At 45.2% G+C, this 25,492-nt stretch carries 26 protein-coding genes; 11 read left to right on the forward strand and 15 right to left on the reverse strand.

The features are described 5' to 3' along the window. The first annotated feature begins 147 nt into the window (after positions 1-147). Complete coding sequence (locus QT992_RS26055; RefSeq protein ID WP_333378082.1) at positions 148-1,236, forward strand: hypothetical protein; 1,089 nt, start codon at positions 148-150, stop codon at positions 1,234-1,236. Continuing rightward, positions 1,233-2,594: a hypothetical protein gene (locus QT992_RS26060; RefSeq protein WP_333341021.1), complete on the forward strand. Its 1,362-nt coding sequence runs from the start codon at positions 1,233-1,235 to the stop codon at positions 2,592-2,594. The genes QT992_RS26055 and QT992_RS26060 overlap by 4 nt, the downstream gene beginning before the upstream one ends. Positions 2,595-2,816: 222 nt before the next feature. On the opposite strand, the gene QT992_RS26065 is transcribed toward QT992_RS26060, so the two are convergent. The 3 genes from QT992_RS26065 to QT992_RS26075 all read right to left on the reverse strand — a co-directional run bounded on the left by QT992_RS26065 (position 2,817) and on the right by QT992_RS26075 (position 6,342). After that, positions 2,817-2,963 carry a hypothetical protein gene (locus QT992_RS26065; protein WP_333341018.1) on the reverse strand — a complete coding sequence of 49 codons (147 nt, stop codon included), beginning with the start codon at positions 2,961-2,963 and terminating at the stop codon, positions 2,817-2,819. Between the two features lie 933 nt (positions 2,964-3,896). Then, a complete protein-coding gene (locus QT992_RS26070; RefSeq protein ID WP_333341015.1) occupies positions 3,897-5,453 on the reverse strand; it encodes an O-antigen ligase family protein in 1,557 nt (518 codons plus the stop codon). 43 nt (positions 5,454-5,496) lie between these two features. Next, positions 5,497-6,342: a YaaW family protein gene (locus QT992_RS26075; protein ID WP_190659331.1), complete on the reverse strand. Its 846-nt coding sequence runs from the start codon at positions 6,340-6,342 to the stop codon at positions 5,497-5,499. A 475-nt stretch (positions 6,343-6,817) separates the two neighbouring features. Between QT992_RS26075 and QT992_RS26080 the strand changes: the two genes are divergently transcribed. After that, a complete protein-coding gene (locus QT992_RS26080; RefSeq protein ID WP_333285263.1) occupies positions 6,818-7,570 on the forward strand; it encodes a methyltransferase domain-containing protein in 753 nt (250 codons plus the stop codon). Positions 7,571-7,634: 64 nt separating this feature from the next. Continuing rightward, entirely contained in the window at positions 7,635-8,702 is a 1,068-nt protein-coding gene (locus tag QT992_RS26085) for an FAD-dependent oxidoreductase (RefSeq protein WP_333378086.1), read from the forward strand. 68 nt (positions 8,703-8,770) lie between these two features. On the opposite strand, the gene QT992_RS26090 is transcribed toward QT992_RS26085, so the two are convergent. Beyond that, complete coding sequence (locus QT992_RS26090) at positions 8,771-9,655, reverse strand: Uma2 family endonuclease (RefSeq protein WP_333378089.1); 885 nt, start codon at positions 9,653-9,655, stop codon at positions 8,771-8,773. Between the two features lie 61 nt (positions 9,656-9,716). Between QT992_RS26090 and QT992_RS26095 the strand changes: the two genes are divergently transcribed. Further along, positions 9,717-9,977 carry a hypothetical protein gene (locus QT992_RS26095; RefSeq protein ID WP_333285268.1) on the forward strand — a complete coding sequence of 87 codons (261 nt, stop codon included), beginning with the start codon at positions 9,717-9,719 and terminating at the stop codon, positions 9,975-9,977. Between the two features lie 20 nt (positions 9,978-9,997). On the opposite strand, the gene QT992_RS26100 is transcribed toward QT992_RS26095, so the two are convergent. The 3 genes from QT992_RS26100 to QT992_RS26110 form a co-directional block, all read right to left on the reverse strand. Continuing rightward, the gene (locus tag QT992_RS26100) at positions 9,998-10,933 is read right to left on the reverse strand and encodes a polysaccharide deacetylase family protein (protein WP_333285270.1); all 936 of its coding nucleotides are present in this window, start codon (positions 10,931-10,933) and stop codon (positions 9,998-10,000) included. A gap of 493 nt (positions 10,934-11,426) precedes the next feature. Beyond that, positions 11,427-13,019: a bifunctional pantoate--beta-alanine ligase/(d)CMP kinase gene (locus QT992_RS26105; RefSeq protein WP_333378092.1), complete on the reverse strand. Its 1,593-nt coding sequence runs from the start codon at positions 13,017-13,019 to the stop codon at positions 11,427-11,429. Positions 13,020-13,342: 323 nt separating this feature from the next. Continuing rightward, entirely contained in the window at positions 13,343-14,443 is a 1,101-nt protein-coding gene (locus QT992_RS26110; RefSeq protein WP_333378095.1) for a septal ring lytic transglycosylase RlpA family protein, read from the reverse strand. Between the two features lie 115 nt (positions 14,444-14,558). Here QT992_RS26110 and QT992_RS26115 point away from each other — a divergent pair, with 115 nt between their 5' ends. Then, positions 14,559-14,843 (forward strand): hypothetical protein, encoded by a 285-nt coding sequence (locus QT992_RS26115; RefSeq protein ID WP_333378098.1) that lies wholly within the window; start codon positions 14,559-14,561, stop codon positions 14,841-14,843. A gap of 71 nt (positions 14,844-14,914) precedes the next feature. After that, positions 14,915-15,940 (forward strand): phosphoribosylformylglycinamidine cyclo-ligase, encoded by a 1,026-nt coding sequence (purM, locus tag QT992_RS26120; protein WP_333342506.1) that lies wholly within the window; start codon positions 14,915-14,917, stop codon positions 15,938-15,940. 411 nt (positions 15,941-16,351) lie between these two features. On the opposite strand, the gene QT992_RS26125 is transcribed toward purM, so the two are convergent. Beyond that, on the reverse strand, positions 16,352-17,140 hold the full coding sequence (locus QT992_RS26125) for a pentapeptide repeat-containing protein (protein ID WP_333342504.1): 789 nt from the start codon (positions 17,138-17,140) through the stop codon (positions 16,352-16,354). Positions 17,141-17,301: 161 nt separating this feature from the next. On the opposite strand from QT992_RS26125, the gene QT992_RS26130 reads away from it, so the two are divergent. Next, entirely contained in the window at positions 17,302-17,742 is a 441-nt protein-coding gene (locus QT992_RS26130) for a hypothetical protein (RefSeq protein ID WP_333342502.1), read from the forward strand. Positions 17,743-17,793: 51 nt separating this feature from the next. After that, complete coding sequence (locus QT992_RS26135) at positions 17,794-18,708, forward strand: hypothetical protein (protein WP_333342499.1); 915 nt, start codon at positions 17,794-17,796, stop codon at positions 18,706-18,708. A gap of 198 nt (positions 18,709-18,906) precedes the next feature. Here QT992_RS26135 and QT992_RS26140 read toward each other — a convergent pair whose 3' ends face one another. The 7 genes from QT992_RS26140 to QT992_RS26170 all read right to left on the reverse strand — a co-directional run bounded on the left by QT992_RS26140 (position 18,907) and on the right by QT992_RS26170 (position 23,710). Beyond that, a complete protein-coding gene (locus QT992_RS26140) occupies positions 18,907-20,100 on the reverse strand; it encodes a transposase (RefSeq protein WP_333342497.1) in 1,194 nt (397 codons plus the stop codon). A gap of 145 nt (positions 20,101-20,245) precedes the next feature. After that, positions 20,246-20,674, reverse strand: coding sequence for a hypothetical protein (locus QT992_RS26145; protein WP_333322212.1), 429 nt, complete (start codon positions 20,672-20,674; stop codon positions 20,246-20,248). Further along, positions 20,671-20,991: a hypothetical protein gene (locus QT992_RS26150; protein WP_333322214.1), complete on the reverse strand. Its 321-nt coding sequence runs from the start codon at positions 20,989-20,991 to the stop codon at positions 20,671-20,673. Before QT992_RS26150 ends, QT992_RS26145 begins: the two co-directional genes overlap by 4 nt. A 46-nt stretch (positions 20,992-21,037) precedes the next feature. Further along, positions 21,038-21,655 carry a Uma2 family endonuclease gene (locus QT992_RS26155; RefSeq protein ID WP_333322215.1) on the reverse strand — a complete coding sequence of 206 codons (618 nt, stop codon included), beginning with the start codon at positions 21,653-21,655 and terminating at the stop codon, positions 21,038-21,040. Between the two features lie 156 nt (positions 21,656-21,811). Beyond that, positions 21,812-22,546 carry a hypothetical protein gene (locus tag QT992_RS26160; RefSeq protein WP_333342494.1) on the reverse strand — a complete coding sequence of 245 codons (735 nt, stop codon included), beginning with the start codon at positions 22,544-22,546 and terminating at the stop codon, positions 21,812-21,814. 324 nt (positions 22,547-22,870) lie between these two features. Further along, positions 22,871-23,494: a DedA family protein gene (locus QT992_RS26165; RefSeq protein WP_333179291.1), complete on the reverse strand. Its 624-nt coding sequence runs from the start codon at positions 23,492-23,494 to the stop codon at positions 22,871-22,873. Between the two features lie 57 nt (positions 23,495-23,551). Further along, positions 23,552-23,710, reverse strand: coding sequence for a hypothetical protein (locus QT992_RS26170; protein WP_333321687.1), 159 nt, complete (start codon positions 23,708-23,710; stop codon positions 23,552-23,554). A 146-nt stretch (positions 23,711-23,856) separates the two neighbouring features. On the opposite strand from QT992_RS26170, the gene QT992_RS26175 reads away from it, so the two are divergent. Together QT992_RS26175 and QT992_RS26180 are read left to right on the forward strand one after the other, a co-directional pair. Beyond that, positions 23,857-24,951 (forward strand): RNA-guided endonuclease TnpB family protein, encoded by a 1,095-nt coding sequence (locus QT992_RS26175; protein WP_333321686.1) that lies wholly within the window; start codon positions 23,857-23,859, stop codon positions 24,949-24,951. A 163-nt stretch (positions 24,952-25,114) separates the two neighbouring features. Further along, positions 25,115-25,459, forward strand: a complete 345-nt coding sequence (locus QT992_RS26180; protein ID WP_333198812.1) for an STAS domain-containing protein — start codon at positions 25,115-25,117, stop codon at positions 25,457-25,459. Positions 25,460-25,492: the final 33 nt, after the last annotated feature.

Raw genomic sequence — 25,492 nt, forward strand, 5'->3', positions numbered from 1 at the left:
GATTCAAGGCGACTGAAGTCGCAGCCGCTTTCCTCCCCATGTCTAAAGCCAGGGGCTTCTCGCTCGTTTTCCGGTGATGCCCTTAACACAGCTATTGATGTTAATGGCGGTTGGGTCAAAGAAGCGATTACATGGGCGTACCAGCGAATGCAACGCGATCGAGCTAACGGGCTGCCTGAATGCGCTACCTACGTGCGAGTCCCTACTATTAAAGCTGCTGCACAAATGAAAGAGCGAATTCGCAGTATTACTGGACAGGATGCTTTAGTAGTAGTTTCCAAAGATGACGAGCCAACCTCAAAATTTAACCCTCGTCAAAATCCGACTGAACTTATTGAAAGATTTGCTGCTGAAACTGGTTCAAACGCAACTTCTTGGATTATTGGAGTTGGAATGTTAGGCGAAGGTGTTTCTATCCCTCGTTTAAAGTATCGCATCCATGCCACCAATATTCGCGCTCTTTTATCTTTTACACAAGATTTAGGGCGCTTGCTCCGCCTTTTCCCCAAAGAAGAGCCAGAAGCGGTTGAAACTTTAATTCCTGCACATAAAACACTAATGGAGTTAGCATTAGAAGTCTTAAATGAGGTTGCCCATCTTGTGCAAGAACAGGAAGAAGAAGGATCATCCGAAGAACAAGAAAAAGAAAATAGAGATAAGGACTCTGAGCCAATAAACTCTTCATTTGAACCCATTGCTTCTACGGGAGAACTAGAAGGCCATATCGTAGAAAGTGAGGAAATTCCGATAGAATATGCCATTGTCGCTGAATGGGCCATTGAAAATACTGAGATTTGGCGGCATTGGGGCAAAGGTAAAACTCCTGCACATCTAGCGCAGATGTTAATGGGCGATAAAGAGAAAGCTTTGTTTGAGTTATTATATCAACAATACCGGGATGCTCAAAATAATGAGCCTGTAGAGCGCAATTCTTTAAGCAGCATTGTTCCTTCAGGATTCCCTTCAGAGTATGCAGACTTTTTGCCCGATGAAAAACTCAAGTTTGCTCGAAGGGAGGTTAATAAAAAAGCTTTCCATTTAGCTTGCATTTTGTTACCTAATGGTAGTGAACAAGAACGGGTAAAAAAAGTTCAAGAGATTTACGGTAAAGCTAAACGAAGACACGGGATTCCTTTAAAAGGTTTTGTCAACTACGAAGGATGGGAAAAACTTTATCATTGGTTGTGCGATCAAATTCTTCATGCCAACCGTATTAAAGAAGGTGGAGATTCATGAGTTACACAGACATCAAAATTATCGATCCGAACGAGTCTAAAATTCCAGAGTTAGCCCTTGTTCACAAAGTCCTGTCTGACGGAGATAAATTGCCTGAAGATCAGCACGATCGAGCGGTTAAAGCTTTTTTAATCTCTGATGGGATAGCCTCTGGAATTGGTAAGGATTTAGCTTTTGTAGACAAAATTCCCCAGTTTATCAAAGAAATTATTGACGAGAAGTTGTGGGAATGCCTTTATGTTGCCAAGAGAGTTATGACTCCTTACTACTGTTGCTACACTAAAGGCACGGATTCTGGGAATTTCCGAGCCTTTATTACCGCCAAACGTCCTAATGGATTAGAAACTAGCGTAGAAACTATAGACAGAGTGCTTCAGGCCGATCCTGAAGTACAACGAAGGTTTCGGGCAATCATCTATGAGTCTCGCCAAGGAGAACGGACGGATCTTATTGAGGAAACTTCGGATAGTCACTATCCGAAGTTCGATGAGAGTTTACAATCAGCGCAACAGAAACGTATTAGAGCCGCAAACCGAGCAGCAGAAGCTATTCCAGCCATAGGTGTGTTACTCGATCGAGGACTTATAGCCATAGATGTTGCCGCGCAGTTAGGACGTGACATAAAAGACCCCGATCACTTGACCGCAGAAGAACGAGAGTACGTGGACAAGCGAGATTTGGTTGGCGTAAGAATCAACAACTACATATATACTAACCCAATTCCCGACGATGAGGATAAGGAGCCAGCTTACAGCCGCGAACTCAACAGGTACGTCAAAGAACTGCTGGGGGTTAAAGATCGGTCTAAATCTATACGAATGGACAATCCCAAAAAGGCAGCGGAGAAACTACTGACCTTTTATCAGGGGGGCAGGCTCAAAGAGTTGATTGAGCATTTGAGGCAAGGATTAGAGCCTCCTATGGCATTACTAGAGCCTCCTGTGGCATTACTAGAGCCCGCCAAAGAACAGTCTCAAGATAGTGATCGATTCTTAAATGGTAACGATCACCTTGCCGCTGACCAGGCTGAACCTCTCACTGAAACCTTAACTCCTCCAACCCCCGAAGTCTATCAAGAGCAGTCTCTTAATGAAGATTCACTAATTCTCAAATCCGCAGAGGATGTAGTTGAGGTTGAGATATATACGCCCGTGAATAAACAGTTGAGTATAGAGGATTTAGCGAAACGCTTGAAACTTAGTCAGCGCACTATTCTCAATAACGCATACAGTCACCCTAATAAATTTTTGGAATGGGTTAAACCACGAGATCCAGAGGGTTTAGGGTGGCGACGTAGTAAAAAGAAAAAAGAAGGTTCTTGGTTATTTACTCTGGTTCAAGAACCCAAACAGGACTAATTAAATGTCAGGAGATTGCCAATGCTGTCAAAGACAGAATTTATAACCCAGTTTCCATAAGTGAGGAAAAGACAGCCACGTCGATCGGGAGTAGCCTTTTGACTTTTTCTTTTCGGGTTAACTGGGTGACAGCCCCGTCAAAACACTTATCTTTAAAGGCAATGTTTAGGTCTTAAAATAGTATAAATGCAGTCAAGGCTTTAACCACAAAACCTTGACTACTCACACAAACCGTTTGAGATTGCCCGCAGCCATCCGGTACAGGTAATCCGCCACCTCAGCCGCCACCCAGACGTTCACCCGATCGCTCTGCACCCCTTGATTCAGCAACGCCAAAACCTCCACATTGTTGTGGAGCCTATCAAGCATTACAGCTATTTGCTGCTTCGATCGAGCGTTATCTGTTTGAGGAAATTAGCCAAGCTCGATCGCCTGCAACTACCTCGCACAGATTGGACACGGTTGAGAAGAGTTGACCGCCGATCACCTGCTAAAATCCATAATCTCGAATCTTTGTCTGATAGCTAGTGGCTACTGAGTATGAGGGAGTACAACCCAAGGGTTACAGGGATGTTGCCGCCTGCTGGAGTGGGGATGAAGTTGGAACCTCCAAGGTTGTGTGGGGCGTGTTATGCCCAGTCGCCTTGTCACCGGATCGGGCAGTTTAAGACGGCAACGGGGTGCGATCGCGCCTAACTCACCAGCTTACTAGCTAGCCCTTGATGAATCCGATCTAACCAGACAGGAATTACAGGCTGACCAGATTTTAACGATGCGATCGCACTCTCCCAATCAAACTCTATCAGTTGGAGTGATCGCACTTTACACCCTCACTTTCGGCTTCACTCTCACATTCACTCTCTCACACTCTCGCCCATAAATCACATCCAACCACAGCCATACTGCTACTACCTTTTCCATATCATATGTCTACCAGGTTAGCTGCTACTTCCTGCGACTCTTTGACGAAAATTAACCCTATTGGGTATAAGATTTTCTCCATCTATCACAAGCCATAGTGCTACGGTGTAGAACTTTATTTTCTCAATTTTGACTCATTCACTACACTAATTCTCCGTTAGTGTACAACTTTAACTCCTAAAACTCCGTACTAAACTTACGCCATAGCAGTCATTTGCTCGATTTTCAGTGTACAACTTTATTTTTCATTTACAGTCATTAGTCAGTAGTTGGTTGTTGGTTGTTGGTTGTTCCTTCTAATAACCAATAACCGATGCCCGATGCCCGATGCCCGATGCCCGATGCCCGATGCCCGATGCCCTATTCCCTATTCCCTATTCCCTATTCCCTCTGGCTGACTCCGCAAATTGCGGCTAACAGCAACCAGCTTGTAGTATTGAGTCGAAAATCAAACAGCGTCACATCTACAGTGTTAAATAGCGTACAGGCGGCGAAGGCTAATAAATAACTGAAAAAAATTAGGCGATCGGCCGCTCTTACATCTTGACAAACCACCTGATTTGTGCTATTTATTATCGATTTTTGAGGGAGAAATAAAGCATTTTCCGCTACCTCCTGTGTTGCTATTTGCTCGTGTTTAATATCCCCAGGGAAAAGCGGCCAATTCGCCAGCAGCAAAACACCCCTAGCCAAAACCCAACCAACTAAACCCAACAACAAAAGCGTTGCGGGTATTCCCGTTTCCGCCGTCAACATCAGTATCAAACTGTGAGGATGGCCCAGCCATTCTTGCATCTGAGCTTGATAGAGAGGCGTAAAATTTCGCAATCCCCAACCAGTCCAAGGACGCTGCTGAGTCATCGACCAAGCAAATTCCCACTGAGTAGTTCTCAAAGTAGCTGTCGGCCGATTTGGGAACATTTCGTCGGTGAGTCTAGCCCAAAAGAAAGCCGGAACAATTCTTCGTAAAGATTGCCGCAGTGGTTCCGGGCCAAAGGCAGACAAAAAAACTGTGCTAGCCACACTAAAAACCGCAGCTAATAATTTTTTATAACCCACATAAAATGCAAAAGCCAAAACTGCCAAAACTGCCAGTCCCCACGCATTGCGAGAATTAGTAAAAATCAAAGCAACACCATTTCCGATCGCTGCAAAACTTAAAAATAGGAAGCGGTAATTGGGAAGCGGTAATTGGAAAGCGGTAATTGGAAAGCGGTAATTGGGAATCGGTAACTGGGAATTGGTAATTTGCAGTTCATTAATTATTTCCTTCTGCCTTCTTCCCTCTGCCTTCTGCCTTCTGCCTTCTGTCTTCTGCCTTCTGCCTTCTGCCATCCACAGTCCCATTGCTAAAATAAAAGCAATTGTCAGATAGCCAGCTAAAATATTTGCGTACATAAATACAGAAGCCATGCGGCCGGGGGGATTGCCTTTGGGTTCGAGTACCCAGCCAAAAACAGGCTGCAATTGATCGATGCCGCTCCAACCTAAAAATTGCTGTCCCAGACCTAAAATTATCACTGGAATTGAACTAATTACAATCATCCAAGACAATTGCCGCAATTGAGGCAGAGTTTGAATTAAACTGCTGAAAGCGGCAAACAATATAAAGAACGGCAAGAAATTGTACAACCCTATAAAAGCCTCGATGCGGTTGTGGGCAAAAACCGCTGTGATGACTAGCAACCCGCTCAGAATTGCGAAGCCTCGATTCAACGGGCGGCGACTAATTTGACGGAACTTTTGCTTGCAAGTGCCGGCCAATCCCAGGAATAAACCTAAAGCTCCTAAAATTGGAATTAAGGGAAAAATCAGCATCCCCACTTGGGCGAAATTCCAAGGGATTTGCAGGCGGGGATCTGGATGTTTTTGGAGGCGAGACTTGAGATTTTCGGCTGTCAGTTTGGCAGCTAATTTCAACCGATTTTTGATATTCACCCACACTCCCAATCTCACATCTAAAGTCTACAATTTACCATCGTTAAGCTAGTTCCCAAACGCATTCCGATCGCGTTAATCGAATTTGAGCTAGGGCAAAAATGGTCGGGATAATGCGGCCGTAGTTCGTGGAAATCGATCGCCAACCCAAATCCGCTAAAAACCAAGTCCACATCACCGGGCCGACTAACGAAAATACGCTCCGCGTTGCACCGTAACGAGCCGCACTCACCGCCATACCGCGCCGCGCCGTCTGAATTGCGACATAATTTTGAAACTGGGTTGCTGCAGTTGCAGTGCCTGCAAGCACTCCTTGTTTTGCCATTTGATAGGTGGCAAAATGCAGCGCAAATTGATTTGCCATTAGTTTGAGCAACATTGGTTTTAAGATGGAACTAACAGCTAAAGCGCTGCCACCTTTGAACAGTAAACCCAGCGGGTCTTTTTCAGCAGAAATGGGCAGGGGTTCTGAGAGTTTAGAATCAACGATAGCTCGCTGTACGCGCACTGTCAGCGCTTGCTGTTCGTCTGCAGGTAAACGCTTCCACGCGCGGCCCATTAAGTGCAGAAATACTTCTGCCTCTAAGTCGGTGGTTGACAACTGTCTGGGATAAGGGATTTTGAGATAGCGACAAACTTGAATTAGTGCTTGTCTGTAAGTTACTTGTTGGGTTCGCCCTCTGAGTACCGTCAACCCGTCGGCTGCAAGATAGCGAAACCGCTGTTCTACGGCGTCGAGCCATGCTTGGCGATCGCGACTTTGTACATCTATCGGTGCGGGGGTTTGTACGTAATCTAAAGGGTTAAACTTGCGGCTGAACAGAAGTTCTGTTAGTTGCTGCAATTCTTCTTCTGTTGTCAATTCGAGTGCTGCTCTGAGTTCGTCCAAAATTTTGCCCTCCCGTATACGATTTTAGATTTTAGATTTTAGATTTTAGATTGCTGCTGGTTGACAACCAGTGGGATTTAGGATTTACCTACAGTGGCATTTTTTATCGGGTCTTAATCATGGATTCGTGCTGTCCCTTATTCTACTACCTGGCGCAGGACGATCGACAGGCTTTGCACAGAATATCCGAGTGCTAGAAGCCATAACCTCAGCAGCTACATTGATCGCCGGACGCGCATCTAAATTTTACAGTCAAGTTTGGTGTCCCGCCGAGCCTAAAAATACAATTTAGATGCCCAGCAGCCAACCCCGAACCCCTCGGTACGCTTGCAACCCCGCAGCTTGAGGAGTCAAACCGTCGCCCTGAGCCCCCACTATTTTATTCGCTATAAACAAAGGAAAAATAATTTAGTGTACTTCTGTTCAAAAATGTCAGTTAATCCTATAATGAGTTTGGTTTTTTTAGAAAAAGTAAATGATGTCTTCTTCTGTCGCACCGTCTTTTTTGCAGGGATATTGGCAAGATACTTTCAATCTCAAGCAGCATCTACAGGATTTTTTAAACTTAGATTTAGAAACAATTGAACAAGAGCTAGCCCTCGGTCAAAAATCCCTAAAAGAAATAGGCCATCGGGATTTTGATTGGGAAAAAGCTAGCGAGTTTTATCGCGATCGAGTCGGACAAGCTTACCTATTTGACCTCGGAGCTTGGCATATGTCCAATCAGGATTACATAGGAGGCACTTTAACATTAATATCAGATATGGCTGCCGGTCGAGTTTTAGATTTTGGCGGCGGTATTGGCACTCATGCTATTGCAGCAGCTCTTTGTCCTCAAGTAGAACAAGTAGTCTATTGCGATCTTAACCCCATAAATTGCAATTTTGTTCAAAGCCGAGCTGCTAAGTTAGGATTGAGTGAAAAAATTTCGTGTAGTCTGGAAGTATCTCCGACCGAAGTTTTCGATACGATTATTTGTTTAGATGTGATGGAACATTTAGTCAAGCCCAGTCAGCAATTGATGGAGTTTCACCAAATGCTGGCTCCGTCAGGGAAGATGATCCTTAACTGGTATTTCTTTAAAGGTTTTAATCAAGAATTTCCTTTTCATTTAGAAGACCAGCAAGAAATGAACACATTTTTTACTAAACTTCAGTCTAATTTTATCGAGGTTTTTCACCCTCATTTAATCACCGCTCGTTGCTATCGCAAATTAACTGCAAGTTAAGAAATTAGCTTAAGGCTTATTTCCTAGAAAAAGTCCGGTAAGTAATGTATCTGAAAGTCCAATTATGTTCGATGTTGCGGTGATTGGTGCGGGTATGGCGGGGCTGAGTTGCGCTCAACGGTTGCGTCAAGCTGGTTATTCTGTGGCTGTTGTTGAGAAATCTCGCGGCGCGGGGGGACGTGTTGCTACCCGCCGCGTACATGGTACTAGGGCCGATCACGGGGCGCGGTATCTGGCACCGCAGGGGGATGCGGTGCAGGGGTTAATTGAGGCTTTGGTTGATCGCCACATCCTCAAACTCTGGACTGATACTGTCTGGGAATTCAGACAGGGGAAACTTTCTGCTATTGCTAGTTCTTGCTATGTCGCACCTGCGGGTATGAATGCTGTCGGTAAGTATCTGGCGGAGGGGGTAGAAATTTGGTTTGGCCGCCGCGTACAAGCTATTTCGACTACAGATAACCAAATATGGCATCTTTCCCTAGAAGTCACTGACAGCAATTTAGAGATACCTCAAGAATTGATTGCTAAGGCTGTGGTTGTGGCAATTCCTGCACCTCAAGCTTTGATGTTTTTGAATTCTGAAATGGGTTTTTCGCCTGATTTTATTGACAAATTGCGTTCTGTGGAGTACGACCCTTGCATTACCGTTATGGCTGGCTATTCTGCGGCAAAACAGCAAGATTTGAGCAATCTAAATCCGCAGTGGAAATCTGTTTCTTTTCCCGATAATGCTGATTTAGCTTGGGTTGGTTTGGACAGCAGCAAACGGCTCGATCCGCAGCAGCCGGTGTTTGTGGTTCACAGCAGCGCAAATTTTGCAGAACGCTATTTAGAAGCTGCTGATTTGGAAACTGTCGGTCATGAATTGCTCGATCGCACTTCTGAATATTTAATCCCTTGGCTGAAACAGCCGGAATGGTTGCAGGTTCACCGCTGGCGCTATGCTTTTTGTCGAAATCCTTTGCCTGTTTCTTGTTTGCCTGCTGGGGGGAATTTGCCGCTGGTTTGTGCGGGGGATTTGTGCGGGGAAGGTCAAATAGAGGGTGCTTTGCGATCGGGTTTGGCGGCGGCTAATTGGGTGAATTCTCAGTTGCAAAATCTGCCCTTAGATTCAAGCCTAAATTGGTAATATGGCTCCAATTAATGTATCGAAAAAGACCAGAGTCCTTGCTAGGAAATGGTCAGCTCGATCGCCATTTATCCCAATCGCTGCAAATCTTCCACCGACAGAGAAAGCGCCTGGGCAACTTGTTCGACAGTCAAACCCATTGCCAGTAGTTGGGGGATAGCATCTCGTTGTGTTTGCTCCACGCGATCGGCCCGTTGACGCTCAGCTTCGGCCCGTTGACGCTCAGCTTCAGCCCGCTGGCGTTCCTGTTCGGTGTGGAGGCGTTCTAGTCGAGCTTGCTCGCTCCCGGTCAGTAACAAATTCCCCTGATTATCCCACCAGCGCAACCACCGTTGTGTCTGATTTTGATAGCTGCCTTCCCATACGCCTAACTCTACTCCCATGCGCTCGATCGGGTAATGTCCGCGATCGTTGGGTTCCAATCGACAATAACGGGCGTTTACACAGTTGTAGACTTCCAGTTGGCTGGTTTTGATTGTATAGATGGCGTAGTAGGGAATGCGGATAATCTGTTCGTATACCCAAAACTTCCCTGGTTTCTGATTAGTACCTTCTGGCAAACGAGATAAAGGCGTGTTGTCTCGTTCTTCGGAACCATCCCCACTCGCCAATTCGATCGCAATTATTGGCACCATATACTCGCGCCAAATCACGTAAGAGCGGCGAATTTCGCCGTCTAACAAAGGCGGAACGTTGGGGACGTAGAACCAGTCAGGGGCTTCGGCTCCGCGTTCTGGTGGGTCGGTTTCGCGCCAGTAGATGCCACAATCTTGCCCGATCGCATATTGTCCGTCGGGGTGAAGCGTTTGCAGTGTGCTTTCTAGGGAGTCGGTTAGCAGAATACTCTGGGGATGTTCTTGAAAGTTTTTCACAAACGTGCCGTCGGATTCGGGGAGTTGGGTGTGATCCGGGAAGGCGGGGGGCAACCCTGTCGCACTAAGACTTTGGGTCATGGCTGGTACGCGATCAACTGGCGATCGAACTGATGCTCTGTTATAGCCTAGCGATTTTCGATTGATTTGTGTAGTTGAAGAAGGAAGAAGGAAGAAGGAAGAAGGAAGAAGGAAGAAGGAAGAGGGAAGAAGGAAAAGGGAAGAAGGAAGAGGGAAAAGGGAAGAAGGAAGAAGGAAGAAGGAAATGGAATTAAAGCAATGGTTTCAGGAGTTAAGAACGTCGCCGGGAATCGGGCGAGGTTGCTACTTCTTCCTTCTTCGTTCGGCTAGAGTTATGAAAAATTCATCTAACGACATACAAAAAAATGGAAAAATGGTGTAAAATCCCACTTTTCCAAATTGTTATTTTTTTGCTGTTTCCTGTTGCTGTAAGTCTTGTTCTTGCATCTGCAATAACTCGGGAACTGTTACGAAACTGTACCCTTCCTTTCTCAATCGAGCAATAATATCAGGTAAAGCCTTTACTGTTCTCGCTCGATTGCCGCCGCCGTCGTGCATCAGCACAATGCCCCCGGATTTTGCCTGCCTCATCACGTTGTCTATCAAAGATTCCGTAAGGGTTCGCCAATCAAAAGAATCAGCAGACCACATCACAACTGCATAATTTTTCTTTTGAGCGTAAGCTGCCAATCCATTGTTTAAAATGCCTCCTGGCGGGCGGAACATCGATGTTTGGATGCCGGTCAACTCCTCAATTAAGGATGAAGTGCGATCGATCTCGCGAGCGGCACCGTCTTCGTTATACTGAAGGTATTGGTGGTTCCAAGTGTGATTGCCGATCGCGTGACCGGCTGCTGCGACCTGTTTGCCAATTTCGGGAGAATTGTGCAGGTATCTTCCTACCCAGAAGAATGTAGCCTTAATATTATTTTCCTTGAGAATATCTAGGATTTGTGTAGTTGTTTTCGGCCAGGGGCCGTCGTCAAATGTCAGGGCGATCGCCTTGTGCTGGGAGTCGAGTTTCGCGTGACGAAGGGTTGTACCTTGAAACTGATCCGGTACGGCTGATTGAAATCGGATTGCCTGCACTTGGGCTAGAGCATTTTGGGAAAATTCTACTCGACGGGCGATCGCCTCGGAGAACTTATTAATATTGGACATCGGCTGTTGTTCTTGCGACTGGGATACGGCCAAGACTTGCGCCTGAATCGGTTCCAATGGCTGATTGGCCCGCAAGTTAATCGGCCATGTCACACCCAGCAAAAAACTTCCTGTTGCTGCCATAAAAGCAACTATTAAAGTTTTTCGCCGCCTCCACAGCAGTTTCAATTTTGTCACGTCATTCTCTCCTTCACACCTTGTACAGTTAATTTGAGATTTTATGTTGATATCAAGTTAATCCACTTAAGAGGATAATCTTAAATTGGACAGTCCGTAAAAATGCTACTGGAAATAACCGATCGTGGGGAAGTCCGTCAGGATAAAAAAATTTAAGATTTGTGCGCCAGAAATCCCCTAACCCATGAAAACGCGGGATGGTGGAACTTTTTCCGCAGCCCGGGGGACGGCGCTCAAATCGGATTAATGGCACGATATTCTCAGGGACTCAGCCCGCATCTGCCCGCGTCCCTACCTGACACTGCAAGTTGGTTTAACGTGAGATGTTGCACTATTGTCAATAAGCTTTTTAGGAACAGGCTTTTCGGCCTGTTCCACAAGAAAATTCACTCTTTGTGGGATAGACCCGAAAGCCTGTTAAGCCAGAATGGTGCAAGATGTGAGGTTAACCGGATTTGATATGAGGGCGATCGCCCGCCCGCCACTCCTAAAATTAACTTTTAGGGCCGATTCTCTCTTTGTACAAGCCGACAATCCGATCGATAACTTCAGCAACAGTCAGATTGTCTGTTTGAATTTCCACAGCATCGGCCGCTTTACGCAAAGGTGCAACCTCGCGGGTGCTGTCCTTTTCGTCCCGCAGGGCGATGTCTTGTTCCAATTGGGCCAAGCTAATATTAGCCCGATCGGTATCTTTAAGTTCTAACAGCCGCCGGCGCGATCGCTCTTGTACCGAAGCCGTCAAAAAAATCTTAAGTTCCGCATCGGGAAACACGTTAGTGCCGATATCGCGGCCTTCTGCTATAATTCCGCCTTTTGTGCCGCAGCGCCGCTGTTCCTCCACCAGAAACTGCCGCACGGCGGGAAGTGCCGCCATTTCCGAGACGCGGGATGTCACTTCTAAACTGCGAATTGCCTCGGTTACGTCTTCGCCGTTAATCTTCAACATCTTTGATGCGGGATCGAGGTTGTATTCCAAATAACTGGAACTGATTAATTCGGCGATCGCGCATTCGTCGGAAATCGGCGTGTCTGTTTTCAATGCCAGCCAAGTCAGCGCCCGATACATCGCGCCGGTATCCAGATAAAACAAGTTCAAAGCTGTTGCGGCAAGGCGAGTTACGGTAGATTTTCCTGCTCCCGCCGGGCCGTCGATCGCCACAATTGGCCGGCGATTCCTGAGAATTATATTGTCAATCAAACGAGTAGAGCCAACTCTGGCTGCCACGGCTAAAAGTCCCGCTGTTTCCACAACCTGCAAGGGCGTCAAAGTTTCGGAATCGACGATTTCGGCGTATTCGAGCTTGACTGCGGGTTCTTCTGCGACTGCTGCGTGGGCTGCGGCGAGTGCTGCTGCTGCGGTGCGGTCGCCTGAAGCAAAAGTTTTCGAGGCTTGTTGCAGCGCGCGGTAGAGTACGGAGGCTTGCTGTTTTTGCTCTGCTGTTAAATACTGATTGCGAGAACTCATTGCCAGTCCTGACTCTTCGCGGACGATCGGACAAGCGACAATCTCTACAGGCAAGTTAAAATCCAAGACCAGCTTCCGAATAATTGCTAGCTGCTGGGCGTCTTTTTGACCGAAATAAGCTTTTGTCGGCTGCACCAAACTCAAAAGTTTAGTAACAATTGCCGCGACGCCCTGAAAATGACCGGGCCTTGCTTTGCCGCACAAAACCGATGTCATCGCCGGTGGCGGCACTACTTGAGTTAAGGATGAAAGGTGAATCTCTATCTGTTTTTGGGCGGTTTGCTCTGTTTCTGTACGCTCGACGGCTTGGTTGCCGAACATTTCGGTTGCTGAGGGAGCAAATATGGCATCAACGCCAGCTTGTTCGCACAACAGCCGGTCTTGCTCGATATTCCGAGGATAATCTTGAAAATCTTCTGTCGGCCCAAATTGCAGCGGGTTGACAAAAATGCTGACCAGGGCGATCGCATTTTCTTGCCTTGCCCGCTGGATCAAGCTCAGATGCCCTGCGTGCAAAGCTCCCATCGTCGGCACCAAACCGACTGTCAAATGAGGTGCAGCAGACTTTTGTAAATTTAAGTAGCAGCGAAGTGCTGCAATGGTAGTAAACAGGCGCACCGGTAGAATCTCCTGAAGGCATTCGGCAGAATGCAGAGTTTATTTGTCAGAATTTGTTCGACTTGACATCTTGCACCATCTTCAAGAACAGGCAAGATGCCTGTTCCACAAAGAATAGTGCAAGATGTCAGTTTTATCTCACATCTTGCACCATTCTCAAGAACAGGCAAGATGCCTGTTCCACAAAGAATGAGTTTTCTTGTGGAACAGGCATCCTGCCTGTTCCTAAACAAGTAATTGACAATGGTGCAAGATGTCAGTTTTATTCTACTTTCTGCTTTCTACACTTCGGATAACTTTTGTATTCTGCCTTAGACTACCGTTCAGCGTCCAACAGTTGTTTGCTGCTGCGGTTCGATCACTTCGATTTCCACTCTGGCAACGCCACTGCTGATCATTCCTAGCACGCTGGCGGCGCCGGCGGACAAGTCAATGAGTCGATCGCCCACATAGGGGCCGCGGTCATTAATGCGGACGACCACAGTGCGGCCGTTGTCGAGATTTCTCACCATGACTCTCGTTCCAAAAGGCAAATTTGGGTGGGCTGCGGTCATATCATTTTGGTTGAAACGCTCGCCGCTGGCGCTGAGGTTGCCGTTAAATCCTGGGCCGTACCAGGAAGCCCAGCCGCTGAGGCGCACTTGAAGTGGGCCCATAGACAGCACGGAGCGTTCTGCTTGGGGTTTGCCTGCGACTTCTTCCAGGGGTGGGGCGTTGCCCATAAGCCGGCGGAGGCGATTGGTTGCTTGCAGGGCGTCTCGGCTAAAGTTGCTGGTGGTGTCGGGGAGGATGGTTTCGGCGTTGATGTTTACCAACTCCTCGCCGTTTGCCTGGATAATGTAGCGATCGCCTTTTTCCCACTTAACGGTAATGCTGTTGGGATCGATGTTGTTGCGGGCTAGCTGATTGAGTCTTGCTGCTAAGCTTGATGCCCGCCAAATGGGATCGGGTTCTTGGTTGCTAGAGTTGCTGGCAAGGTTTCCGACTTTGGGATTTTCTCTTGCGCCCGCTACTTTTGACGGACTGCTAGGACGGGCTTGGCTGTTGCCAGTTTCTCCCAAAGGCGTGTTTGTTTCCGGACTGGCGTTGAGAAATGTGATGACTGGAATGTTTCGCACGTAGACTGTCGCTGCTTGTCGCCCGCCTAAGTTGTGGGGCTGAATTTTGGCGATCGAGTCTCGGGCAATTTCAGCTCTTGCTTGATACTGATACTGTCCGACTTTTTGCGCTTCGACCCGAGTAGCGTTTAACTGCCGGGACGGTTGGGTGGCAATTACTTGCTTGGAAACCTGAGAGTTTTGGTTGTCGGCACCTGTTGCTTGTGCGTGACAAGAGGATGCCGTTCCTACCACAGGAACTAACAGGACAGCGAGTAGACCACCAACAAATTTTTCCTTCATACGTCCATTTTTGTGAATAGCCATTGCCAACCGAGATTGGAGGATTGGCCGTTTGGCGACAGGCGTCAAGGATTTCTCTCTTGCCCTTCGCCATTCCCCCGTGAGTCAAAGCAAAGTATCCGGGTGCGTTTTTGCTTTAATGCTTCCACCCAAAAAAAATTTGGCGGAAACTTCCCTGACACTTGACAACTCATACTCGATCGGCAATTTGTGTGTTGTTCACGAACTGCAACAGACTACCACAAACTTTTGCGGTTGGGGATCGCTGCGATCGCCATTTTCACCAAATCCTCATCAAATTTTCTCAAAACCCTCTATCATAAAACCCTTTAGTTCCAGTGCTTACAGCCGTTTCAGTCTTTACGGAAAAATTTACAAAAATTTACAAAACTTTAGTGTATTTTGTGGGCTACGAAATGGCTAGTCTTAAAAAAGCTGTTTGTCAACTGTTATGGGAATAAACTAAAAATTAGAAGAAATCGATTTGGCGGACTTATGGATTATCGAGAAGCAGGTGTGGATGTTGAGGCGGGCAGAGCTTTTGTCTCGCGCATCGGGAATATGGTCAAGAGCACGCACCGATCGGGAGTTTTGGGCGGATTCGGCGGGTTTAGCGGTTTTTTCAGCGTCCCGGAGGGTTTAAAAGAGCCGGTGATGGTTTCGGGTACTGACGGCGTTGGGACTAAGTTGAAATTGGCCCACAATCTCGATCGGCACGACACGGTAGGTATCGACTTGGTGGCAATGTGCGTCAATGACGTGCTGACATCCGGGGCCGAACCCCTCTTTTTTCTCGATTATTTAGCCACGGGAAAGTTAAATCCCGAACAATTAGCTGCGGTGGTGGCCGGGATTGCTGACGGTTGCAAGCAAGCGGGCTGTGCTTTACTGGGAGGGGAAACGGCAGAAATGCCCGGTTTTTACCAAGCGGGTGAGTACGATTTGGCGGGGTTTTGTGTGGGAATTGTCGAAAAGAGCAAATTGTTGGACGGTTCGCGGGTGCAGGTGGGAGATGTGGCTGTGGGGCTGGCAAGTTCGGGCGTGCACAGCAACGGTTTTAGTTTGGTGAGAAAAATTGCGGGCGATTTGGGTTTTGACTGGCATTCCCAACCCGAACAGTTAGGCGGCAAAAGTTTAGGAGAAGTCCTGCTAACTCCGACTAAAATTTATGTTAAACCAGTCCTCGAAGCAATTAAGAGCGGTCTAGAAATTCACGGCATGGCTCACATTACCGGCGGCGGTTTGCCGGAAAATTTGCCGCGCTGTTTGGGAGTTAATCAATCTGTCAGAATTGACAGCAATAGCTGGCCAAATTTGCCAATTTTCCAGTGGATTGCTGAAGCGGGCCAAGTTGCCACCGCAGATATGTTCAATACTTTTAATATGGGGATTGGGTTTGTGCTGTTGCTCGATTCCAGGGAAGTAGAACAGGCTGTTAAATGGTTTGAATCTCAGGGAATTGGTGCTTGGGCTATCGGCGAAGTGATTGAGGGGAATGGAGAATTGATCATGGATAATTAGTAAGAAGCAATCGCACGGGGTGAAGATTGCTTCGCTTTGCTTTGTGCAATAACAGACAATCTCAATCTGCATTCATCTGTGTAACTCTGCGGTTAAATTTATAATTTTGAAAGTAACCGCAGAGGACGCAGAGGACACAGAGGAAGAAAGAGAAAAAGGAATTCACAAGAGATAACTCGTTGCTACAATTTTAAATTAAAGTGAAATAAGCTATTGTGCCTTTAAATACGGTATAATTCACAATTCTTTGCGTCAATTAGTGTAAAACTTTCCGCCGAACGTTTAAATTAATTGAAGAGCTATACTATTTATTACATGGACTCGGAAATGAATGATTGTTAATTGTTGAAGTGAGAAAATATCAAAAACCAAGGTAATATTTGTATCACAGTTTAAATAAAAAACACCTTATTAGGCTTGTACGTGACTCAAAATTTCCAAAAACTCCTGCACAACTAGATCGGGTTGTTCGCTGCATCGGTTAGCCTCGTAATGTTTGACAAGACTGATGCCAGAATCTCTCAAAAGCTGATCGCACATTTCATCTTCTGTTGCGTTTGGATGGGATGATCCACTGTCAATTTTCAGTATCCCTAGCTTGTTTTGGTGGAAGATCAGAAAGTCAGCTTGTTGGTTTTGTCTCCCTGCGGGTGTTGCGAGTCGCAGTTGGGAGTTGGGGATGAAGAGGGCGGAAGTGTGATCGAGTATTTCGGCAATTTTCACCTGTGCGTCGCAGTGAAAGCAAAAACCATTCCAGTCAATTTCGTTTTCTGAGCCAGATAATTCAGTTACAGTGTCAGCATTTATTGTTTTATCTAAATCAGCTTGACCATAATCAGCTTCATTCAAGTTTGCGAATAATCTAGCTCCACTTAAGTTTGCTCCGCTGAGATTAGCACCGCTGAGGTTAACTTCGATCGTCAGATTTCGCTGTAAATTCACTTGAGTTTTTCGTAAGTATCGCTTTAAGACTGATTTGAGATTATCTTTTTTGACTTTTTCTTCGAGTGCTGTTGAAAGTAATTTCCATAGTTTAGCACCAGCATCTTTGATATAATCATATTCATATTCAGTGCTGGCTGCAATTTCTTTATAAGACCGTCCTTCCCAGGATTGACGAAACACTATCTCTTGAATCTTGTTGAGGCGATCGTAGTTGAGGGCTGTTTCTGCGATCGCGATGGCTTCGTCAACGGTCATATGTTAAAGTTCCTTACTAGCGGAGCGTTAAGGTAGGATTAGTACAGATTTTACCACAAGAGACAGCAGGTATTACTTTTTTATTACTTTTTTATTACTTTTTCTCACTGTTAAATCTGATATTAAGTCGCTATAGTTTAAAAAATAACCAATTTTTTTCTATGGAACCTCTCACATTGACAGCCGGGGCGATCGCAACTTTAGTATTAGTCAAAGCCACGGAGACAGCCACAGAGAAGGCTACTGAAAAGCTAGGTGAGCTAGTCGTTGAGAAAGCTGATAAGTTGCTATCACTGCTTAAAATCAAGTCGGCAAGTACAGCAACGGCTATAGAATTAGCTCAAAAGCAGCCCTTAAATTATAGCAAAGCAGTTGGTGAGTTAGAAGCAGTCATGAAAGATCCGGAAGTCGCTAAAGCGGTCGAGGAAGTAGATACAGCAGTAAGTACAGATGCAAAACTGGCTTCAGCCGTTAAAGCTTTGACGAATGCACTTCAGTCTCAGCCACCAAGTGTCCAGAATTTTGGGAAGATAGCAGAGGAAATTAAAGAAATTAAAGGCTTTTTTCAGGGAGGGACTTTTAGTGGTGATTTTCACTTCTGACTCAAGCCACCCAATAGTGGGAAAAAAAATAATAAGCCAGGTACTGATCCAATGAGGGGAGCCACTCTATTAGGTCTATTTTCTTTTTTGGCAGTAATCACTGTAGCAATACTAATAGTAGGTTTGCAATATCGTTATATTCCTCCAATAGAAACACCACAACTTCCTTCTCCTACAGGTAATGAGAAGACTGAAAAGGAAGTTGTAACCTCAACTCCAGGGGCAACTTCATTACCTCCACCTAAAACACCTGATATTGACAAACAACCTTTCGTAGAACCAAAAACATCCAGAAATCCCAATATTGGCATTTTAAAAGAAAGTCGCATTTTTAGTGATCGGCTCACCTCCAAAGACCAGGAAAAATCTTACTTTTTCACCATAGATAAGTCAAGCAATGTCAGTCTTTACTTAGATCAAGTAACTAACCCAGTTGGAATGTGGCTTTATGTTGACACAAATGGTAATAAAATTATAGATTCTGGAGAACAGATAGATAGTGCCTCGGCTTATAATAATTCTACCGGAACAATTAGTAGAACTTTAGGACCAGACAACTATATTGCTACTGTTAAATTTCAAGGTAGCAATAGTGACTATAACCTTCAAATTGTTAACAATACAAATGATGCAATTAATGTTAAATCTTTGCAAGAGCGTAAGACGTTCAGTCACACTGGTTCTTTAAATCGCCAAAATCGCCAAAAATATTACTTATTTAGTCTGCAGAGTACCAGTAATGTCAATCTAATTTTGGATCAAGTAACTAACCAAGTTGGAATGTGGCTATATGTTGATACAAATGGTAATGGAGTTATAGATCCTGGAGAACAGATAGATAGTGCTTCGGCTTATATCAGTTCAGCCGGAACAATTCAGAAAAACTTAGGTAAGGATGACTATATTCTTCAGGTTCAAGAAACAGGAGCGAACACAAAATATACTGTAACTATGACTTCTCAATAGTTAATTAATCGGTAGCTTTATATCTATTAATGCCATGAAAATTTCCTCGACGAAATCAATAGCATATCCGCAATCGACTTAGTATCAAATACAGTCATAGCGCACTTCCTCTCCTCTCATTTGTTCACAACACTCTTTGACGGATGGGTCAACAGGTTTTTGACACTCCCCGGCCTTGAAGGCGCGGGGATTCTTGGATCATCCAGTCGATTTGCTTGTTGATGTCACCACCAGCGAGTAGAGATCGGTCTGTCCCCCAGCGTGAATTCCGGCGTGCCCCGCCGTATTTAAATTAAATTTTGCCTGCTTTAACCCTTTCGCCAAAATGTTCAACGCAGCATTGTGGTCGCGATCCAATATCGTACCGCAACCACAAATATGGGTTCGAGTTGACAGGGTTTTCTTGACTAGATTGCCGCAATTTGAACAGTTCTGAGAGGTGTACTGTGGTGGAACAGCAATGACTGTTTTGCTGTACACTTTCCCGAAATATTCTAACCATTTAGCAAATAGTGACCAGGCTGCATCGCTGATTGATTTAGCGAGCTTGTGGTTTTTAACCATATTCCGAACCTGAAGGTCTTCGTAGGCTACAAAATCGTTAGATTTTACCGCGCCGGGCGCCGTCTTTATGGCGAAGTCTTTACGCTGCCTGCTGACTTTCCGGTGTTTTCTTCCTAACTTGTTGATCGCCTTTTTCCGGTTCTTGGAACCTTTCTTTTTCCGAGAAACTCGCTTCTGCAATCTCTTCAAAGCTTTTTCACTCTTTCGGAGGTAGCGAGGATTAGGAACTGTTTCGCCGTCGCTATCAGTATAAAAGTGGTTCAATCCCACGTCTATTCCAATAACCTTACCAGTCGGAACAAGTTCCTCTTTCCGCTCCACGTTGATACAGAATTGGGCGTGGTAGCCATCGGCACGGCGCACAATCCTAATTCGTTTAATCTCATCAGGCGCATAAAAATGCAAATCCCGACTACCGATTAACTTGAATCTCCCAGCAGCAAATCCATCTTTAAATGTTAGGCATCTTTTGTCACTAGAAAGCGACCAACCGGACTGCTTGTACTCAACAGAGCGAGTATGTTTCTTGAACTGCGGGTATCCTTTTTTTCCTGGCTTCTTAGCTTTGCAGTTAGCAAAGAAACGCTGGATAGCAAAAATGGCACGTTCGGCGGAAGCCTGACGTGCCGTCGAATTAAGCTTGCCTGCCCATTCAAACTCTTTTGCCATAACGGCGCATTGTTTGTACAGGTCTACTAGCTTAATCCCTTGATTATCTATCCAATGTCTAAGAGTTTTGTTTCGCACAAATTGAGCCGTCCGAATCATGTTGTCGATGATTCGATACTGCTCCGCTTTGCCCTTCAACTTAAACTCTAATACTATCATTTCAATAGTCTACCACTATTACAGAAACTTTGATTTGCAAGTCTGTATCTTTAACGAATCTTCACAGTCTCTGTAATTAAAGCCGTCCTATAAGGACGGGGCTTTAGACCCAATTTCTTGGTAAAGTGCGATCGCTCCCACGTCCTTACCACATAAACAGTTCTTTGTCAACATAAACATATTTGCCCAAAACCGTCAGCGGCATCATCTCCCCGCTGCCAAGTAAATCAATTGAAACCCCATCTCGAATCAATATTTTAAACAATTCCTCCTCATCTTTTATCAAACTAGCATCTAATTCAATAACTTGACCTTCTTCCCTCATTACCTCTAATAAATCAGAAGTAGATACCTGAAATATTTCCCGATTATTACACCGCGCCGTCCAGCAATTGCCGTAACTGCCCGTAGCTTCAATATCAGATATTGCCCATTGCTTTAAGAGATAAGTTTTTTCTAAATACTCAAGGATTTTTGCAACTCTTAATTCCAGTTTTTCTTCTGCTTCGCAGCACAGAGTCACAGCCCATTTTTGACCGATATTATAGGTAATAGCCGACTTTTCAGATTTCATAATGCTTCCGGGATTCTACTTCTAGTAGGAGTACCACCGGTGGGATTTGGTATCCACCGATGTTGATGCGGTGGCGGCAGATGATCTGGACGGGGATTGCCATTAGGATAGGTGGGACTTGTAAAATCAATATCTCTCACGGGTTGCCCTGACTCATCAAATTCTCGCGCCTGATAAATCCTCTGGTTATAAGTATCCCATCTTAACTGAGAATGAGGGCCTAGAGCGCTCGGATCGGGTCTTGATTCCCCAAGTCGTGGCGGTTGCTGGTTTTTCAGAACAAGTGTGCCATCTGCATAGCGCGAGTGAACTGACAAGCTAAGTTTATGCCTTTTACTCAATCAACTTAATTATTCTATCACTTCACTCCTGAGACTCAGACTCAAAATCCACGCGATCGTAAATATCACCCAGCACCATCTCAAACTCCACACAACTCAATCTCAACACCGCATCAGCACCCTCATACTCAGACAAAACCCACTTATTATCATCCGTCTTAGAAAACTGTTCAACGTGCATCTCGTATTGATCTATCAAAACATACTCTCGAAAAGTAGGAATCGTGCGAAAAAGTTTAAACTTGCCGCCCCTGTCATAATCCGCCGTCGATTCCGATAAAACCTCAGCCACCATCACCGCATTAGTAATCGTATCTTTCCTACCCTCAGCAAACTCCAACTTCCCCGCCACTAACATCACATCTGGATAAGTACAAACTTGCTTCTGCGGTATCCACAAACGCAAACCTAAAGCAAATAAATGATAATCTCTCTGTTTTTTCAAAGCGAAGTTCAAAGGAGCAATCAAATTACCTACTATCAGGTTGTGATTGGCGGAATTAAGCGCCATTGGTAATATTTGACCGCTATGATATTCACTTTTATACTCTGCTGCCTCTTCTAATTCAAAATACTCGAATGGAGAGTAATAAGGCTGTGCTTTCTCGATTGCTTCGCGTATTTCTGTTAAGGCCGTCATAGTAAATCCTGGGACGATCGTACTTACAATTATATAGTCCTGGACGCGCTACGACCAAAGAAACCGGGTTTTTTACGAAATACTTCGTTGTAGGACGCAGATTGGGAAAAAACCCGGTTTCTGGGCATCATGCGTAAGTTTAATCGAAACTACAGCTCACAAATCCTCATCTGTTGTTTTAATCACCTCTCCCTCAAACTCAAAACCCCGCTCCATACCATCAAAATACTTCTCAATATTAGGCTTAATCCACAGCGCTGCTTCCCCGTGTCCCAACTCCACAGCTTTATCAATTATCTCCTTCCAATCTCTCAAAGAAAATCCCGTCGCTTCCATTGTCTTCAAACAATCCCAAACAAAATTTGGCACCGATACCGGTGACACCGCATACCTCAACAATTCCTCTGCACCTTCGGGCGAAATAATCACATTATTCTCAACCCAAATCATACCCACATCTTCTTCTCTTTCCCCTTGCCAATTCACTTCGCCTCTCAAAACATAACCCCAAGGTTCAATAAAATTGTTGATAATATACTGCAACCATTCGACATAATCATAAAACTTTTCCATGCCATTCCACTGAATCCCACCGCCGTCAGCAGTCGGAATCCACTGACACCACAATCCGGGCTGAGTCTTAGGCGGGCGGTTGTAATTAACAACAGAAACTTCGGAGTCTTCATCCCATTTTTCATTCACAAAATAGCAGCCCTCTTCGCCCACAGGTAAACCAACTGCTTCTCTTGCCGAATCGGGAATACTTTGCAAAATCGCCGGATTTCGCTTCATTCGTCTAGTTCGAGAAAACTCCAATAAGTAAATAGCTTCGCTGTCTAATAACCGTTTATTTAAATGAAATATTCCGTCAAAAATTGTAGTGTATCCCATGATTTATACCTATTATAAATGTATGGTTTTGTTTTTTTTTACAACAAAGTTTATTGTTTGTGGAACGGGCTTCTAGCCCGTTGCTAATCGGGAGCATCTCAGTTTTGCATTTACAGTGCGAGCGTCCCCGCTCGCGTATTGTACAATACGCGAGCGGGGACGCTCGCACTACAATAAAAAAATGCTTTTTACAAAACTGAGATGCTCCCTTGCTAATCCTGGCACAAAATGTAAGTTTAAGCTCCTATGTTCAACTCTTATAAAGAACGGGCAAGATGCCCGTTCCACAAGAATATTGAGTTTTTTTGGTAACGGATTGCAACCCTATTTAGTCTTGTCCAAACTCCGCGACTCCAACCAAATAGGAATTGCAATCCAAGCAACTGCTAACAGCAAAGCAAATACCGCAAATTGAGCAGCCCAAGCTACCAATTTCTCTAAAGACACAACTTGTCCCAAGAAGTAGGATAAACTCACCATTACAGATGCCCAGCTTGCAGCACCCAGAACATTGAACAGCGAAAATTTCCAAAAAGGCATTTCTGCAATACCCGCTAAGGGGCTAGCAAAAATTCGCAGCAATGCGATGAAACGACCCAAAAATACGGCTTTAGCTGCATTTTTGCTAAACTGTTCTTTTAAGTCAAACAGTTGTTCTTCTCGAAATCGGAAAAATTGTCCCAGCTTCAGCAGCAGTGGCCAGCCGCCGTACCTGCCGATCGCATAACCAAAATTTCCCCCCAATGTAGCACCAGCGATCGCACTGCCGAGTACAAACCAGTAATTCAGTTCACCGCTGCCAGCTAAAAACCCGCCAGCAATCGTAATTGTCTCGCCTGGAAGAGGAACTCCCAGATTTTCCAGCAAAATTCCCAGAAATACTGCCCAGTAGCCGTAATCGCGCGCAAACTGCTGAATAGTCTCTAACGATAAAAACTCAAAAGACATTCGATACTGCCTTCGTAAACTTTTGCAAAGCTCAATACATTTATATATTGGCTCGATTCAGCCAATAGTGCAATCTTTCGCTGTGATGAAAAACACACTGTTGTCGCGATCGCTGGCCCCACTAAAAATTAGCCTTTCAGGCATACTAGAGGAATAGAGAATTGTTGCGGTTGCGTTCCGCGCGATCGCCAGCCAGTTTCCTACTAAATTTATCACAACGGCTCTCCCACCGATTCCCACAAGGGCGATCGCCAATCCTAAAACATACGCTGAAATCCCCTGAGTCTCTCAAGAGTAAGACTTAAGTGTCAAATAGTTTGTTAAACTTGTCCATAGTTAATCGCCATTGAGGAAGTTTAAGTATGTTTGCCATTAAACGAGCGCTCAAATTAAATAACAAGGAAGCGACCTTGATGGCGAAGCACGCAGGATTTAGGCGCGTAGTTTTTAACTTTGGGTTGAGCCTGCGGACTCAAATGTATGGCGAGGGGAAATTCACCGACTCGAAGGTACTCAACGAAGTCAAAAAAGTTCTGACCAATCATGTCAAGAAAAAGCCTGAATTTGATTGGATGAACCAGTTATCTAGCCGAGTCTACCAAAATGCTTTGATTGATCTCAAAGATGCGTTTAGCCGCTATCGTTCTGGAAAAGCAGGTCATCCAAGATTCGCCAGTCGCAGAGACGGTCAATCCTTTACGGTCGATTCGTCTAACGGCAAAGTTTTGCTAACTGCTGGTAGAACTATTAAGATTCCTACATTGGGGACTTTTAGGCTTTTTGAACCCCTAGAATGTAGCTTCGTCTCTCAAACTTTCACGGTTTCAAAAGAAGGAAATCGCTGGTTTGTCTCGTTTTGCGTTGATGCAGAACGTCTATCTGTTCAGCAGCCTGCAAATTCTGTAGGAATCGATCTCGGTATTAAGTCTTTTGCCACGCTGTCAACCCAGCAAACTTTTGACGCACCAAAGCCGTTGAAAGCCAGTGCGAAAACCAAGCTTGCCACTTTACAACGCAAAGCATCAAAGCAGGTGCGAGGCTCTCAAAACCAGCGCAAGACCTACAACAAGATTGGTCTGCTCCACGCCCGAATATCTCGTATTCGCTTAGATTTCCTTCACAAGTTGACCGCTTATTTGGCTAAAACTTTCAAGCGAATTTTGATTGAAGACTTGAATGTTCATGGAATGATGGCGAATCACAAGTTAGCTGGAGCAATATCTGACCTTGGATTCTACGAGTTCAAACGTCAACTTGACTACAAGTGTCAAATGTATGGAGCTAATTTAGTATTGGTAGACCAGTGGTTTCCTAGTACCAAGACTTGTTCCAATTGTGGCACCAAAAAAGATATGCCACTAAGCATTCGGACTTTTGACTGTCCTGCTTGTGGCATATCTTTAGATCGGGACTGGAACGCAAGTCTAAACATTTTAAATTGGGAACCCTCGGCTTGAGGGGGATAGCCTACTTATCTTGGGATTAGCCGTCTACCCAACAGCGTAGGAAGTAAGCACAAACTGTGTCTAAAAATGAGTTTAGATAAGTTTAAGTAAGTTTTACAAAGCAGTCAGCAACTAAACTAACTTATTCATACTTTACGATCGTAGGATAACTGCTATGGAATTTCCCAACTTCAACCAACCCATCGTCCTTCAACCTCACAACTGCCTCGACTCCCAAGCCGGCAGCCTCCTCCAGCAACAGCTAGCCGAGATTGTGCCCGATCGCCACAAACTCTGGGTAATAGACATGGCCGCCGTAGATTTCATCGACAGTTCCGGGCTGTGTGCCTTAGTCGGCGGACTCAACGCCGCCCGCCACCGGGGATGCCGCCTCGTCATCTGCAACCTCTCAGTTACAGTCAAGCTAATTTTTGAAATTACTCAACTCGACCAACTCTTTGAAATCTTCGACAGTTTCGAGCAAGTTATCTCCACTGAAACTCCGGCTTTAGTTGCTTGATTAAAATGAGAACCCGATTTTAAATCTCAAGTT

This window comes from Microcoleus sp. T3_D1, from assembly GCF_036700405.1.
Taxonomy (GTDB): Bacteria; Cyanobacteriota; Cyanobacteriia; order Cyanobacteriales; family Microcoleaceae; genus Microcoleus.

What these genes read in the sequence shown, in the direction of transcription:
- QT992_RS26055 (WP_333378082.1), top strand. Translation starts at nt 148, where the DNA reads ATGCAACGCGATCGAGCTAACGGGCTGCCTGAATGCGCTACCTACGTG.
- QT992_RS26060 (WP_333341021.1), top strand. Translation starts at nt 1,233, where the DNA reads ATGAGTTACACAGACATCAAAATTATCGATCCGAACGAGTCTAAAATT.
- QT992_RS26065 (WP_333341018.1), bottom strand. Translation starts at nt 2,963, where the DNA reads ATGCTTGATAGGCTCCACAACAATGTGGAGGTTTTGGCGTTGCTGAAT.
- QT992_RS26080 (WP_333285263.1), top strand. Translation starts at nt 6,818, where the DNA reads ATGATGTCTTCTTCTGTCGCACCGTCTTTTTTGCAGGGATATTGGCAA.
- QT992_RS26085 (WP_333378086.1), top strand. Translation starts at nt 7,635, where the DNA reads ATGTTCGATGTTGCGGTGATTGGTGCGGGTATGGCGGGGCTGAGTTGC.
- QT992_RS26090 (WP_333378089.1), bottom strand. Translation starts at nt 9,655, where the DNA reads ATGACCCAAAGTCTTAGTGCGACAGGGTTGCCCCCCGCCTTCCCGGAT.
- QT992_RS26110 (WP_333378095.1), bottom strand. Translation starts at nt 14,443, where the DNA reads ATGGCTATTCACAAAAATGGACGTATGAAGGAAAAATTTGTTGGTGGT.
- QT992_RS26115 (WP_333378098.1), top strand. Translation starts at nt 14,559, where the DNA reads ATGCTTCCACCCAAAAAAAATTTGGCGGAAACTTCCCTGACACTTGAC.
- purM (WP_333342506.1), top strand. Translation starts at nt 14,915, where the DNA reads ATGGATTATCGAGAAGCAGGTGTGGATGTTGAGGCGGGCAGAGCTTTT.
- QT992_RS26125 (WP_333342504.1), bottom strand. Translation starts at nt 17,140, where the DNA reads ATGACCGTTGACGAAGCCATCGCGATCGCAGAAACAGCCCTCAACTAC.
- QT992_RS26130 (WP_333342502.1), top strand. Translation starts at nt 17,302, where the DNA reads ATGGAACCTCTCACATTGACAGCCGGGGCGATCGCAACTTTAGTATTA.
- QT992_RS26135 (WP_333342499.1), top strand. Translation starts at nt 17,794, where the DNA reads ATGAGGGGAGCCACTCTATTAGGTCTATTTTCTTTTTTGGCAGTAATC.
- QT992_RS26140 (WP_333342497.1), bottom strand. Translation starts at nt 20,100, where the DNA reads ATGATAGTATTAGAGTTTAAGTTGAAGGGCAAAGCGGAGCAGTATCGA.
- QT992_RS26145 (WP_333322212.1), bottom strand. Translation starts at nt 20,674, where the DNA reads ATGAAATCTGAAAAGTCGGCTATTACCTATAATATCGGTCAAAAATGG.
- QT992_RS26155 (WP_333322215.1), bottom strand. Translation starts at nt 21,655, where the DNA reads ATGACGGCCTTAACAGAAATACGCGAAGCAATCGAGAAAGCACAGCCT.
- QT992_RS26160 (WP_333342494.1), bottom strand. Translation starts at nt 22,546, where the DNA reads ATGGGATACACTACAATTTTTGACGGAATATTTCATTTAAATAAACGG.
- QT992_RS26165 (WP_333179291.1), bottom strand. Translation starts at nt 23,494, where the DNA reads ATGTCTTTTGAGTTTTTATCGTTAGAGACTATTCAGCAGTTTGCGCGC.
- QT992_RS26175 (WP_333321686.1), top strand. Translation starts at nt 23,857, where the DNA reads ATGTTTGCCATTAAACGAGCGCTCAAATTAAATAACAAGGAAGCGACC.
- QT992_RS26180 (WP_333198812.1), top strand. Translation starts at nt 25,115, where the DNA reads ATGGAATTTCCCAACTTCAACCAACCCATCGTCCTTCAACCTCACAAC.